At 51.4% G+C, this 14,241-nt stretch carries 10 protein-coding genes; all 10 read right to left on the reverse strand.

Annotated elements, in window-relative coordinates; all coding sequences use genetic code 11:
• Positions 1–142 precede the first annotated feature (142 nt).
• On the reverse strand, positions 143–2,140 hold the full coding sequence (locus tag PGRAT_RS24845; protein WP_025706982.1) for an S-layer homology domain-containing protein: 1,998 nt from the start codon (positions 2,138–2,140) through the stop codon (positions 143–145).
• Between the two features lie 139 nt (positions 2,141–2,279).
• Entirely contained in the window at positions 2,280–3,062 is a 783-nt protein-coding gene (locus PGRAT_RS24850; protein WP_025706981.1) for a tyrosine-protein phosphatase, read from the reverse strand.
• A 104-nt stretch (positions 3,063–3,166) separates the two neighbouring features.
• Entirely contained in the window at positions 3,167–3,763 is a 597-nt protein-coding gene (locus PGRAT_RS24855; protein ID WP_025706980.1) for a hypothetical protein, read from the reverse strand.
• A gap of 208 nt (positions 3,764–3,971) precedes the next feature.
• A complete protein-coding gene (gene yihA / locus PGRAT_RS24860) occupies positions 3,972–4,637 on the reverse strand; it encodes a ribosome biogenesis GTP-binding protein YihA/YsxC (RefSeq protein WP_025706979.1) in 666 nt (221 codons plus the stop codon).
• Positions 4,638–4,649: 12 nt separating this feature from the next.
• Positions 4,650–7,013: an endopeptidase La gene (gene lon, locus PGRAT_RS24865; protein ID WP_025706978.1), complete on the reverse strand. Its 2,364-nt coding sequence runs from the start codon at positions 7,011–7,013 to the stop codon at positions 4,650–4,652.
• A 441-nt stretch (positions 7,014–7,454) separates the two neighbouring features.
• Entirely contained in the window at positions 7,455–9,164 is a 1,710-nt protein-coding gene (gene lonB / locus PGRAT_RS24870) for an ATP-dependent protease LonB (protein ID WP_042267358.1), read from the reverse strand.
• A 304-nt stretch (positions 9,165–9,468) separates the two neighbouring features.
• Positions 9,469–10,608, reverse strand: coding sequence for a flavodoxin-dependent (E)-4-hydroxy-3-methylbut-2-enyl-diphosphate synthase (ispG, locus tag PGRAT_RS24875; RefSeq protein ID WP_025708436.1), 1,140 nt, complete (start codon positions 10,606–10,608; stop codon positions 9,469–9,471).
• 112 nt (positions 10,609–10,720) lie between these two features.
• Positions 10,721–11,977 (reverse strand): ATP-dependent protease ATP-binding subunit ClpX, encoded by a 1,257-nt coding sequence (gene clpX, locus PGRAT_RS24880; RefSeq protein WP_020430248.1) that lies wholly within the window; start codon positions 11,975–11,977, stop codon positions 10,721–10,723.
• Between the two features lie 12 nt (positions 11,978–11,989).
• Positions 11,990–12,580, reverse strand: a complete 591-nt coding sequence (gene clpP, locus PGRAT_RS24885) for an ATP-dependent Clp endopeptidase proteolytic subunit ClpP (protein WP_025708435.1) — start codon at positions 12,578–12,580, stop codon at positions 11,990–11,992.
• Between the two features lie 290 nt (positions 12,581–12,870).
• Positions 12,871–14,211 (reverse strand): trigger factor, encoded by a 1,341-nt coding sequence (gene tig, locus PGRAT_RS24890; RefSeq protein WP_025708434.1) that lies wholly within the window; start codon positions 14,209–14,211, stop codon positions 12,871–12,873.
• Positions 14,212–14,241 lie beyond the last annotated feature (30 nt).

The following is a 14,241-nucleotide window of genomic DNA, read 5'->3' on the forward strand; positions in this document are numbered from 1 at the left end:
CTGTTTCTGTAATATTCAACCTATACACAGCGAACTCGTGAATCTAGAATATGAATTCGCAAGTTCGATGTATATAAGCTAAAAAAGTGCCTCCTCTCACCGAGACGAGAGGAGGCTCTCCACTTGCTTATGTTATAAACTTTTACTTGAAGTTGATGGTACGGTAGATGATTACAGCTGCTTCTGCACGGGTAGCTGTGTTGTTCGGGTTGAACTTGCCGGCATTGCCGATAACCAGGTTATGGCTGGCCGCAAAGGCTACTCCATCTTTCAGGGAAGCGGCAATCTTAGCGGCATCCGCGAATTTAGTCAATGACGAAGCATCTCCTGCAGTAGCTTGCGGGTTAACAGTCTTAACCGCACGGGCAATCATCGTTGCCATTTCAGCACGGGTGATGGTTGCGTTCGGATCGAACTGGGAAGCACTGCGGCCTGTAACGATGCCCTTCTCAGCAGCAACGGCTACATAAGGAGCGTACCAGGCTGTGGAGGCCACATCGCCGAAGCTTTCAGTAGCAGTGCTGTTCTCCAGGTTCAGTGCACGGATCAGCATCTTGGAGAATTCAGCGCGGGTAACATTGCTCTTCGGAGCGAACTTGCTTGCGCCAACACCTTCAATTGCGCCTTTAGCAGCTACAACTTGAATTTGTCTTCCAGCCCATGCTTGTACACTTGCAACGTCGTTGAAGTTCACTTTGTTCTCAACTACTGCATAAGTCGAGAAGGTATCGCGTGGTTCAACGATATAGTCACCGTCAACTACGCCGCCATGGAACTCAAGGGCCTTGTAGACCACCTTCGACACGGAGAGCAATTCCTTGTCAAGGCCAGTTGTGTTGGCCAAAGGAAGCTTAATGGTCAACGGCTGTTTGAAGGTTGTTGTCTTCACGCCGCCTACTGTCAGATCGAAAGAGTACACTTTCGAAGCCAGCTTCAGGCTTGTCAGGGAAGTGACTGTTGCGTCAGCTTCATTCGTAACTGTCAGTGTTACTGCATCACTGAACTGGGATACCGGAATGGTAACTGTCAGACCGTTGAACGTTACTGCGATATTAGCAATACCTCTTGCCTTAGCGGCTTCAATGATTGCTTTGGACAGTGGAACTTCTACTACCTTAGCGTTGACAGTGCCCAAGTTCAGGGTAAGTGTAAGGCCGGTCTTGCCAGGGTTCGCTGCCAGCAATGCGTCAAAAGCCTTGATCACATCAGCGTCAACCAGCTTCAGGGTTGCTTTATCGCCGACAATGCTAACCAGTTTGGAAACATCGTAGAATCCAGGAGTAGCAGTTGGATTAGTGACTACTACAGCAGTGCCGCCACCGTCGCCACTACCACTACCAGGGTTAGTAGTAGTCAACGGATAAGCACGAAGATAAGCCAAAGCAAGCGATTGAGCTGCTTTTCTGGCAGATTTAATTTCTGTATTTACATTGTCAAGGGTAAGTACGAGGTCATCTGCACTAATTCCCAGATTGTAAACTGCTTGACTTACTGTCAACGCTCCAGTACCGATTCTATGGTCGAGAACCTTGTAGACAGCGTCCTTCACCAGAGTCTTCTGTGAAGCAGGATCAGAAACGATGTTGACCAGGTCCGCACCGGATTTGCTAGCCAGCATATTGCGAAGCTCTGCTTCTACGCCGTTAGCAGCGAAGAAGAAATCCAGAATGTCGTCGAAGCTAAGGTTTGGAACTTTGGCCTTGGCTGCAATAGAGTCAAACAAAGCAACGTTGTCCACATCATAACGGATACCCTTAAGTACGTCGAAGTCATTTGCATATACATCGTATACTACGCTGGAAACGCTTTTGAACAATTTCAAAGATGTTGCTTTTTCTTTATCAGTAAGTACAATCTTGCCGAGAACTGGTTCAAAAATTTTATTGAACTTGTCTTGGCCAAGTCCCGCAACTTCATCTGAATAGTTTTTCAAATAAGTTGCTTCGGTTACGGTCAGGCTCTTGTAGATAGCGGTAATCTTGTCTTTAACTGCCTGATGGCCAACTTCAGCCGCTGCAGCGGTTCCAACCAGTCCCAGATGCTGGGCTAGACCAGTACTGCTGAACGGAAAACCTGCAAATGATGCTGCTGTCATGCTTGCTGCTAGTGTTGATACTGCCAATTTTTTCTTCAAAGACACTTTTCATCCACCTCTTTGTATGTATTTTTTCTAGTTCTACTGCTAGTATAGATAGAGCCGAAACCCTATGACTACACTACTCTGATAATAAATAACAATAAACCAGTAATACCCATTCTACCATCAATAGCGAGCGAGGTCACCCTTTACGGGAAAAAAATCCGAACAATCTATGAAGTTTGGTGTGAGATTGTAGATAATCCGCTCGAATGATGTCCTCATTGCCAATGATTTTTAGCGCATTTTGACGAAAAAAGTCAGTTGCTGTCGCTCCTAATTCTTTAGTCAAAACCCCGTAGGCCTCACTCAGACCAAAAGGACGATGCTGATTGTCATGAGCGTCCGAGGCAATCACATGTACAGCATTCCTCCGGCACAGGTCCAGCGACAGCTTCTGCAGTTTGCTTCCGAATGTTCCGGCCAGGCTCTGGGCAGTAAGCTGGCCCAGTGCGCCAAGCTCTATTAATCTTGTTAATTTGGAAGGATCGGCAGCTACCTCGGCATTGCGCTCCGGATGGGCGATTACTGGCACGAAACCTTGAATCAGCAGTTCATGACAAGTCTCCTCCATCGTACGTGGCACCCGTGAAGAAGGCATTTCCAGCAAAATATACCGTGAACCTGCGAGCGTCAGAAGCTGGCCCTGCTCCAGATCATTCAGCAAATCACTATAGATGCGGATTTCCTGGCCGGGAAGCACCTGCAGCATAACACCGGCCTGCCGGAGTCTCTGATTCAGCTGTTCCACAGCTTGTCCTATATTCGGAGCGGGGTTCAAATATACTCCGTTGGCATGATGTGGCGTGGCGACAACAGTGGAAATTCCATCCTTCCCGGCAGCCTGCGCCATGGTAAGAGCCGCGTCCCAATCGGCAGCCCCGTCGTCCATGAAGGGTAGAATGTGACTATGGATATCTATCATAAGCTTTTTATCGGTCCCTCTCATACGTATATTTATAGATTTTCTAAAAAAAATACAACCATTTCGCTAGGAAATGATTGCTAAATTTTAAAATAGTATTTCCGCTAGGCTTCCAGCTCGAACAGCTTCCGGGTGATCCGGGCAAGATTCCTGTCAATCTCTTGAATCTCTTGATTCTCTTCATTCCGGCATACCCGGTTACGCTGATCAAGCAGACGGTTAATGGTGATACGCAAGCTCTCAATCTCCTGCTCAACCGCATCGGACTTATAGAGACGCATCATTTCTGCAAGCGAATGCTTGTGCTGATAGACCAGCTTGCAGCCCAGCGGCGTAACTTCAGAGATTCTGCGGACCGAGCCGTTCTCGTATACATACACCATGGTAAAGCCTTGATATATTCGATTTACCGTTCCGGTTCCCTTGTAGGTGACGAACAGCTTGCGGATTGCGTTATTCAGATGCGGGTTCACAATTCGGCAGGACAAGGCGCATACGTAGATGCTGCCTCTTTGCTGGAAGGACAAATGGACCTCTTCGCCCCCGGCTTCCTCCAGGACGATTTCCTGTTCCCCGCCGCCCAGAATCTTCACCCGGTGGCTGATGAAGCAGGTATCGGCTGTAAGCAGAAACTGTTTCATTTGAAATTCCGTCATTTGCAAAGTCGCCTTCACATATTCTGTTGCCAATCTCTGAGCCATGACCATCCCTCAATTCTTTGTAACAGCCTTTAGCATGATTATACAATGAAGAGCAGCAGGTTTTCTCATCAGGGGGAACAGGATATAGGCCGATAATTCATCTTATAACGGGAGAAAAGGATAAGAGCCACGGAATACATATGTATTCCTCATTATTCTGTGAGTAATACGCGCTGATCCTATGGAATAGGCATCACAGAGTTACCATTCAAGCTTCGGAAGGTTCTTCCGGCTGTACTTCATTTCCAGCATCTTCAATCTCCGGATCTATGATCGGCTCCTCTTCGGATGCCTGATTATACCGCTCAATCAGCTCCCATAATTCATCTCTGCCGAGACCGATCTCCGAGGAAAAAGAAATAAAGTTATCGCCCGGCAGCACGCCCAGTTCCTGCTTCATAATCTTGATATGCTTCGGCCAGCGGGTTTTGGGAATCTTGTCCGCTTTGGTAGCCACAACGCACAGGGGGAGATCGTAATGCTTCAGCCAGTCAAACATCATCTTGTCATTGCCCGTAGGCGGGTGGCGGAGATCCACAATGAGCAGAACCAGCTTCAGAGTGTCGCGCTCGGCCAGATATTTCTCGACCATTTTGCCCCAGGAGGCGCGCTGGGTTTTGGATACCTTTGCATAGCCATAGCCGGGGAAGTCGACAAAATACATACTTTCGTTGACCCGGTAATAGTTCATATGCTGCGTCTTGCCCGGTGTAGAACTGGTGCGGGCCAGATTCTTGCGGTTAATCATCCGGTTGATCAGAGAAGATTTCCCGACGTTGGAGCGCCCTGCCAGAGCAATCTCCGGCAAGGCGTCAACAGGGTATTGATCAGGGCCAACGGCGCTGATGATAAATTCGGCGTTGTTAACTTTCATAGGACTTCCTTTCTAATGCACACTACTCGGCGCTTCACTGCTGATTTCATTATGATGTTCGACCAGCGCATGCTTCAGCACCTGATCCATATGGGAAACCGGCACGAACTCCACATCGCTGCGGACGCTCTCCGGGATATCCTTCAAGTCGCGCTCGTTGTCCTTGGGCAGCAGGATTTTTTTGTATCCGGCCCGGTGGGCGGCAAGCGACTTCTCCTTCAGACCGCCAATCGGCAGGACCCGGCCGCGCAGCGTAATCTCGCCGGTCATCGCCACATCCTTCGAAACATAACGTTTCGTCAGTGCGGAGATCAGCGCGGTAGCAATCGTAATCCCTGCAGACGGACCGTCCTTGGGTATTGCGCCTTCGGGGATGTGGATGTGAATATCGTTCTTTTCATGGAAATCGGGTGCCAGCCCCAGCTCCTCAGCCTTCGAACGGGTGTAACTGAAGGCGGCCTGTGCCGATTCCTTCATCACATCGCCCAGTTGCCCCGTCAGGGTCAGCTTGCCGGTTCCCTGGACCACCGTCACTTCGATGAGCAGCGTATCGCCGCCAACTTCCGTCCAGGCCAGTCCGGTAACTGTGCCAATCTGATCTTCAAGCTCCGCCATTCCGTAGCGGTACTTCGAAGCCCCCAGGTAATCCTTGATCTCAGCGGGAAGGATGCTTACCTGCTCCTTTTCGCCCGATACAATAATCTTTGCGGCCTTGCGGCAGAGCGCCGCGATCTGCTGCTCCAGATTGCGCACTCCGGATTCCCGGGTATACTCGCGGACAATTTTGAGCAGGGTATCGTCCTCAATGGACAGCTGCCCCTCCTCCAGCCCGTGGTTCTGGCGCTGCTTCGGCAGCAGGTAGCGGCTGGCAATCTGCAGCTTCTCCAGCTCCGTATAGCCGGGAATGAACAGCATCTCCATCCGGTCCAGCAGCGGACGCGGAATATTATGCACGGTATTGGCCGTCGTCACGAACATGACGTTCGAGAGGTCAAACGGCAGCTCAACGAAATGGTCGCTGAACGTGTTGTTCTGTTCGGGGTCGAGCACTTCCAGCAGCGCAGCCGACGGGTCGCCGCGGAAATCCGCCGCCATCTTGTCGATCTCATCCAGCAGGAACACGGGATTGATGCTGCCTGCAGTCTTCATGCCCTGAATAATCCGGCCCGGCATAGCACCGACATAGGTGCGGCGGTGGCCGCGGATTTCGGCTTCGTCACGCACGCCGCCCAGCGAGATGCGCACGAACTTGCGGTTCAGCGAACGGGCGATAGAGCGCGCGAGCGAGGTTTTGCCGACACCCGGAGGGCCTACCAGACAGAGAATCGGCCCCTTCAGCTTCTTGACCAGCTTCTGCACCGCAAGATACTCCAGCACACGTTCCTTCGGCTTCTCCAGACCATAATGATCCGCATCCAGCACCTGCTCCGCCTTCAGGATATCAAGATCATCTTCGGTAGATTCGCTCCACGGCAAGCTCAGCAGCATATCGACATAATTGCGGATCACCCCGCCCTCAGCCGAGCTTGCCGGCATTTTTTCGAGCCGGTCGATCTCTTTCTCAATCTTTTCCTTTACGCGTTCAGGCAGTTCCTTCTCTTCCATCAGACTGCGCAGCTCATCGGCTTCGCCGGCCCGGCCTTCCTTGTCGCCAAGCTCCTTCTGGATTGCTTTCATTTGCTCGCGGAGATAATACTCTTTCTGCGTCTTCTCCATCTGCTTTTTCACCCGCTGGTTGATCTTGCGTTCGAGTTCCAGCACCTCACGCTCATTGTTGAGGATATCCAGCAGCTTCTCCAGACGTTTGCTGACATCGATGGTTTCCAGGATCTCCTGCTTATCCTTGATCTTCAGCGCCAAATGGCTCGTGATGACGTCGGCCAGCCGCCCCGGCTCTTCGATATCGGATACGGCGGCGAGCGTCTCGGGAGTGACTTTTTTGGAAAGGGTAATGTAATGTTCGAACTGGCTCAGTACGGTGCGCATCAAGGCATCGCTCTGCTGGTCCACATCCTCTTCCTCAGGCAGCACACGCGCCATCACCTCGTAATAATCCTCGTTGTCCGTATAGTTAATAATTTCGGCCCGTTCCACGCCCTCCACAAGCACACGGATCGTGCCGTTGGGAAGCTTGAGCATCTGCCGCACATTGGCGACCGTGCCGACCCGAAAAATATCTTCTTGTCCCGGCTCCTCAATATTCACTTCCGACTGGGAGCAGAGGAGAATCAGGTTATCTTCAACCATAGCTTTTTCCAGCGCCCGAACTGACTTCTCGCGTCCCACATCCAGGTGAAGAACCATGCTGGGATATACAAGAAGACCTCTAAGCGGCAATAAAGGAAAACGACGACCTTTGGATTTGCTTTGTATCATCGCTTTCGCACCTCCCATGGTTCTCAAGTAGTGTCATATGCTTCATTCTAACAAAAGCGGCCCCAAAACACCAACAAGCCGAGCCTTCCTGCAGCTTCCAGTTCATATATTCCGCTCTGCCAGACCTGATTTATTATTCGCTGCTTATTCCCGGAATATGTCCGCACGGTCCCAATCAAGCAGAAACGGCTTTGCCGTCCTTAAAAAGCGTATACTTCCGAAGCAGCGATTCCCGTATCGCTTTCAGGTATCCGTTTCAGCAAGAAATAGAAGGATGATTAACGGGCGCGAGACATATAAATGCTTATATTTGCAAAAAACAGGCTTCCGTTACACAACCGGATTGTGTGTCGGAAGCCTGCTGGGTATACAGCTGTGATCCCAGAGTGAAACCTGGTACAGCACTGGAACAGCAGATTGCCAAGTGCCTTCAAGCTTGAATTATCCCTTCGCGCTGTCGCCGCTCGCGTCCGCCTTCAGCAGCGAAGGAGCTGCCGAGAAGGTCTCACCGGATACGGCCGGCAGACGCACATCCGCAGTTTCAGCTCCGAACAGATGACGGAACACTTCCTCAACCGTCTCCATCGGAATCACCCGCAGCGGGGCAAGATCGGCGAACAGCGACTGCCAGTTCTCTTTGGGGATCAGTACAGTGGTGGCCCCTGCCTGGAAGGCTGCCTCCACCTTGGCAATTACGCCGCCTACCGGCTTCACCCGGCCGTGAATGCCGATCTCACCGGTAATCGCTACGGTGTTATCTACCGGCAGATGCCGGATGGCAGAGACAATGGCCACGGCCATGGCGACCCCGGCGGAAGGGCCGTCTATCGGCGTTCCCCCAGGGAAATTCACATGCAAATCATAACGGTCCGGCTCCAGATTCATGGTCCGGAGGACCGTCAGCACATTTTCGAGCGAGCCTTTGGCCATGCTCTTGCGCCGGATCGTCCGGGAGCCGCCTTGGGTCTCTTCTTCGTCTACCACTCCGGTCACATTAAGCCTACCCTGGCCGCTTTTGGCGGGTGCAGCTGAAACCTCAATTTCAAGCAGCGTACCCATGCCCGGACCATATACGGCAAGTCCATTGACCAGGCCGATCTGCGGTGAAGACGGAATCTTGCGTTCAGTACGCATGGGCAGCTGGCTGCTGCTGGCTACCCACTCGACTTCGGCTGCACTCAGGGTATCCCGTCCTTCAGTTAAGGCAAGTCCTGCCGCTAATTGGATCATGTTGACCGCCTCGCGGCCATTGGTCGCGTATTGCTGCACCACTTCAATGGCTTCGGGACTGGGCTTCAGCCCGATCTTCTGGACCGCATCGCGTCCGATGACGGCAATCTCCTCCGGCAGCAGCGGCCGGAAATAGATTTCCATGCAGCGGGAACGCAGCGCCGGTGAGATTTCTTCCGGCGAACGCGTGGTGGCACCCACCAGCCGGAAATCGGCCGGCAGGCCATTTTGAAAAATATCATGGATATATGCAGGGGTATTGCTGTCCTCGGAGTTGTAATACGCACTCTCCAGCAGCACCTTTCGGTCCTCCAGCACCTTCAGCAGCTTGTTCATCTGAATCGGATGCAGCTCCCCAATCTCGTCCAGAAAGAGGATGCCGCCATGCGCCTTGGTAACGGCCCCTGGCTTCGGCTGCGGCACACCTGCCACGCCCATAGCCCCTGCTCCCTGGTAGATCGGATCATGTACGGAGCCAATCAGCGGATCGGCAATGCCGCGTTCGTCAAAACGGGCAGTGGTGGCGTCAATCTCCGTGAACTTGGCATCGCTTTTGAAGGGAGAAAGCGCGTTTCTTTTGGCTTCCTCCATGACCACCCGCGCAGCCGCCGTTTTGCCGACGCCGGGCGGCCCGTAAATAATGACATGCTGCGGGTTGGCACTGCACAGTGCCGCCTTCAGGGCGCGCAGCCCGTCCTTCTGCCCCACGATATCTCCAATGGAGGCCGGACGCGTCTTCTCAGACAGCGGCTTGGTCAGTGAGATCATCCGCATTTTGCGCAGCTTGTCCAGCTCCTTGCGCGATTCCCGGTCCACCGCCGTCTTATTGGTCTTCTGTCCCCGCAGCAGATTCCAAAAATAAACGCCGATGACCAGCGCGAAAAAGAGCTGCACAATCATCAGCAATATACTTAATTCCATAGGTCATCCTCCTGTTCGCTTCAGTCTACCTGTCCTGTATTTGGCTACTACTAGGTAGTATAGCCTTTTCGGTCATTCGTAAACGCCTGCATACAGAATTATGCATGCGGAAATACTTAGCACACAGGAGATCATAGTTATGACTGAACTGAATCAGGCGGAGACACCACCAATGGGGCTGCCGGCGGATGATAAAATAAAACGCCCCGCTACCCTGCCGGTTATCCGGTGCGGGACGGGACGTTGCACTAATAATCTTATAATAAGTTAAAAAATAAGTCCGGTTCTGCTTGACTCTCAGGAATTATTGCTCTGTGTTGCCTAACTGAACCGCCGGTGCCAGTCCTGCATGCTTGCGGCCCGGAATTTCGCCGGTTGCTTCAAAATGAACAACGATCGCGTCAATCTCTTTCTTCAGCTCGGAGACGAGTTCCGCTTCAGGAACCTTGCGGATCATCTGTCCGTAACGGAATAGCAGACCTTCCCCGCGCGCACCGGCAATCCCAATATCGGCTTCCCGCGCTTCCCCCGGACCATTGACGGCACAACCCAGCACAGATACCTTAATCGGCACCTTCAGCTTGGAGATGTACTCTTCCACTTCATTGGCAATAGAGAAGAGGTCAATGTCCAGCCGGCCACAGGTCGGGCAGGAAATGAGCGTAGGAGCGTTAGAGATCAGACCGAAGGTCTTCAGCAGCTCGCGGGCCACCTTTACCTCTTCCACCGGATCAGCGCTGAGCGAGATCCGCACGGTACTGCCGATGCCCATCGAGAGCAGCGCACCGATCCCGGCCGAGCTCTTCACCGTACCGGCAAACAGCGTGCCGGATTCGGTAATCCCCAGGTGCAGCGGGTAGGGAATCACTTCTGCAGCCTTGCGGTAGGCTTCGATGGCCATAGGGACATCAGAGGCTTTGAGGGATACGATGATATCATGGAAATCGAGTTCTTCCAGAATTCCGATATGGTACAGAGCACTCTCTACCATGGCTTCCGGGGTCGGATAGCCGTATTTCTCCAGGAGATGGTTCTCGAGAGAACCCGCATTGACGCCGATACGGATTGGAATGCCTTTATCCTTGCAGGCTTTGACGACAGCTTCGACTTTGTCCCGGCGTCCAATGTTACCCGGATTGATGCGCACCTTGTCGATGCCGTTCTCTATCGCCAGCAAAGCCAGCTTATAATTAAAATGAATATCCGCCACCAGCGGAATATGAATCCGCGCCTTAATCTCCTTAATTGCAGCTGCCGCTTCTTCATTGTTGACCGTCACGCGCACAAGCTGACAGCCCGCTTCCTCCAGCCGCAGGATCTCGGCTACCGTTGCTTCGACATCAGCTGTTTTGGTTGTACACATGCTTTGAATAGCAACCTCGTTGTTTCCACCAATAATAACCCCGCCAACATTGACGGGACGGGTCTGGTGTCTCAAGAACATGGTTTTCTCCCCCATAACGATCAAAGCTCCACCCTCCCCGCGCCGTACAGGCGGTTGTAAGGTGGAGACAATGACATGTATTGTTAATGCTGTATGGTTAAGGAAAAGGCCCTTAGGCGCTTTCCTCTTTTTTCTTGTCTTTCTTCAGACTCAGCTCAGGCAGGGACTTCTCCTGTACCACCTGCTCCGTAATGACACAGTCTTTGATGTCATCGCGTGAAGGCACCTCATACATTACATCGAGCATAATGCTCTCAATAATGGCCCGCAAGCCACGGGCACCCGTGTTGCGTTTGATGGCTTCCTTGGCAATGGCCTCAAGAGCGAGCGGCTCGAACTTCAGCGCAACATTATCCATTTCCAGCAGCTTGATATACTGCTTGGTGAGTGCATTCTTCGGTTCGGACAGAATCCGGACCAGCGTATTCTCATCAAGCGGCTCCAGTGTCGAGATGACCGGCAAGCGGCCGACAAATTCGGGGATCAGACCGAACTTGAGCAGATCTTCCGGCAATACCATGGACAGATATTCTCCAGTCTTCAGATCCTTCTGTCCTTCTACTGCCGCGTTGAAACCGATGACTTTTTTGCCGATACGGCGTTTGATCATTTGCTCCAGGCCGTCAAAGGCCCCGCCGACAATAAACAGAATATTCGTGGTGTCGATCTGAATGAATTCCTGATGCGGATGCTTGCGTCCGCCTTGCGGAGGTACAGAAGCTACAGTGCCTTCAAGAATCTTCAGCAGAGCCTGCTGTACACCTTCACCGGAAACGTCACGCGTAATGGACGGATTCTCGGATTTGCGGGCCACTTTGTCAATTTCATCAATATAGATAATGCCGCGTTCTGCTTTTTCCACATCATAATCGGCAGCCTGAATCAGCTTCAGCAGGATGTTCTCGACATCCTCACCGACATAACCCGCTTCCGTAAGGGAAGTGGCATCTGCGATGGCAAAAGGAACGTTAATAATCTTCGCCATGGTCTGCGCCAAGAGTGTTTTACCGGAGCCGGTTGGACCAAGAAGCAGGATGTTGCTCTTCGTCAGCTCAACGTCTTCGATCTTGCTCTGGCTGTTGACACGTTTGTAGTGATTATATACGGCTACGGAAAGCGATTTCTTCGCTTGCTCCTGGCCGATGACATATTGATCAAGAATGTCACGGATTTCCTTCGGCTTCGGAATATCCTTCAGATCCAGCTCTTCCTCATGGCCGAGCTCCTCTTCAACGATTTCCGTGCACAGCTCGATGCATTCATCACATATATAAACGCCCGGTCCTGCTACAAGCTTGCGAACCTGCTCTTGGGATTTGCCGCAAAAAGAACATTTCAATTGCCCTTTTTCATCATTAAATTTAAACATCTTACCACCCCTTTAAGATTTGATCGGTGAAGAGAGCACCTGGTCAATCAGCCCGTATTCCTTCGCTTCTTCCGCGCTCATGAAGTTATCGCGGTCTGTGTCCCGTTCGATTTTTTCAAGGGGCTGACCTGTGCGATCTACATATATTTGATTCAGCTTCTGTCTCGTCTTCAGAATCCAGTCGGTATGAATCCAGATATCGGATGCCTGCCCCTGAACACCGCCGAGCGGCTGGTGAATCATCACTTCGCTGTTGGTCAGCGCGTATCTTTTGCCTGGAGCCCCTGCCGTAAGCAGCAGCGATCCCATACTTGCCGCCATGCCCACGCAGATTGTCGAGACATCCGGTTTGATGTATTGCATCGTATCATATATACCCATGCCGGCTGTCACAGAACCACCGGGCGAGTTGAGGTACAGGTGAATGTCTTTTTCGGGGTCATCTGCTGCCAGGAACAGCAATTGGGCAATGACCAGATTGGCGACATCATCGTCAATCGCACTGCTTAGGAAGATGATGCGATCCTTGAGCAATCTGGAATAGATATCGTATGACCGTTCTCCCCGACTTGTTGATTCTACAACCATTGGTACCAGACTCATGCCACCAACCTCTTTTCTCTGTACAGATTAGTCTTTCCGTTTCAGAAATATTTTAACACGTTCAATGCGCGATGTCATTTTTTCACTTCTGCATCATATCGCATTATACATGTGCCTGCCATTATAGCGCAAATCCCATGATAATGCCAATCACTCCGGCTGTGACTATGTATCATAATATTTCTCCGTTGATAAAAAATAAGGCACGTAAAGAAATTACGTGCCTTATCTATGTTTATGGAGGCCGCCTTGCCCGGCCGTTCTAGATGGAGTCCAGCCTCCGAAAAGGATTATTCAGCGCTTGCTTCTTCTTGGGCAGCTTCTTCCGTTGCAGCTGGAGCTTCAACTTCTACACTGTTCTCCACGAGGAAATCAATGGTCTTGCGCAGCGAAATTTCATCGTTCAAGCTGCTCAGGGAACCGTTGGCTGCCAGAATACTGCGGATTTCTTCAGGAGAACGTTTGAAGGATTCAGCCATAGAAGCGAGTTCTGCAGTCACTTCATCTTCAGAAACCTCAATGTTCTCAGCCTTCGCAATAACTTCCAGAACCAGATTGTTGCGGACGCGTTTTTCAGCATCGCCCTTCATCTGAAGCTCCAGGTCTTCACGGGTCTGGCCGGAGAAGCTCAGGAACATATCCATGTTCATGCCCTGCTGGCGCAGACGGTTGTCGAAATCGCGAACCATGTTAGCTACTTCACTTGCGATCATGGCATCAGGAATTTCAACTTCGGCATTAGCTGCTGCTGCGTCAACTGCCGCAGTTTCACGAGCGCCTTTGAGTTCTTCCTGCTTGCGGGATTCGAGCTGTGCTTTTAGATCTGCTTTGTATTCTTCAAGCGTATCGAATTCACTTACATCCTTCGCGAATTCGTCGTCCAGCTCAGGAAGCTGCTTGCGTTTGATTTCGTGTACTTTTACTTTGAATACTGCCGCTTTACCGGCAAGGTTCTCAGCATGGTAAGCCTCTGGGAAAGTAACTTCAACATCCTTGAAGTCTCCAGTAGACATGCCAACTACTTGTTCTTCAAAGCCTGGAATGAAGGAATTGCTTCCCAGCTCCAGGGAGTGGCGTTCTGCCTGGCCGCCTTCGAATTGCACACCATCCACAGATCCGTCAAAGTCAATCACAGCGATGTCGCCGTTAGCAGCGGGCTCGTCTTCAACCACAACAAGCTCAGCATGACGCTCCTGAAGACGCTTCAATTCAGCGTTCAGCTCATCTTCCGAAACTTCAGCCTTCTGGACTGGAATTTCCAGGCCTTTGTACTGGCCCAGTGTCACTTCAGGCTTAACAGTAACCTTAGCTTTGAAGATGAACGGCTGGCCTTTGGCAAATTGTTCGATATCCACTTCAGGACGGTCTACAGGGAAGATGTCGGTTTCTTCAACCGCTTCACCGTAAGCTTCTGGAAGAAGAATGTCGATAGCATCCTGGTACAGGCTTTCCACACCGAAACGGGATTCAAAAATCGGCCGTGGCACTTTGCCTTTGCGGAAACCAGGCACATTGGCTTTCTTAACTACTTTATTAAAAGCTTTGTCGAGCGCTGCAGCTACGCGTTCTGCTTCTACTTCGACTTCAAGAACTCCAAGGTTCTTCTCTATTTTTTCCCAGGTTGCTTTCATATTATACTTTTCCCTCCAAAAATAGGTTAC

Origin of the sequence: Paenibacillus graminis, from assembly GCF_000758705.1 — a bacterium.
Classification (GTDB): Bacteria; Bacillota; Bacilli; order Paenibacillales; family Paenibacillaceae; genus Paenibacillus_AQ; species Paenibacillus_AQ graminis.

Excerpts from the sequence above, each read along its gene's own strand:
- PGRAT_RS24850 (WP_025706981.1), bottom strand. The coding sequence starts at position 3,062 with ATGATAGATATCCATAGTCACATTCTACCCTTCATGGACGACGGGGCT.
- PGRAT_RS24855 (WP_025706980.1), bottom strand. The coding sequence starts at position 3,763 with ATGGCTCAGAGATTGGCAACAGAATATGTGAAGGCGACTTTGCAAATG.
- yihA (WP_025706979.1), bottom strand. The coding sequence starts at position 4,637 with ATGAAAGTTAACAACGCCGAATTTATCATCAGCGCCGTTGGCCCTGAT.
- lon (WP_025706978.1), bottom strand. The coding sequence starts at position 7,013 with ATGATACAAAGCAAATCCAAAGGTCGTCGTTTTCCTTTATTGCCGCTT.
- lonB (WP_042267358.1), bottom strand. The coding sequence starts at position 9,164 with ATGGAATTAAGTATATTGCTGATGATTGTGCAGCTCTTTTTCGCGCTG.
- ispG (WP_025708436.1), bottom strand. The coding sequence starts at position 10,608 with ATGTTCTTGAGACACCAGACCCGTCCCGTCAATGTTGGCGGGGTTATT.
- clpX (WP_020430248.1), bottom strand. The coding sequence starts at position 11,977 with ATGTTTAAATTTAATGATGAAAAAGGGCAATTGAAATGTTCTTTTTGC.
- clpP (WP_025708435.1), bottom strand. The coding sequence starts at position 12,580 with ATGAGTCTGGTACCAATGGTTGTAGAATCAACAAGTCGGGGAGAACGG.
- tig (WP_025708434.1), bottom strand. The coding sequence starts at position 14,211 with ATGAAAGCAACCTGGGAAAAAATAGAGAAGAACCTTGGAGTTCTTGAA.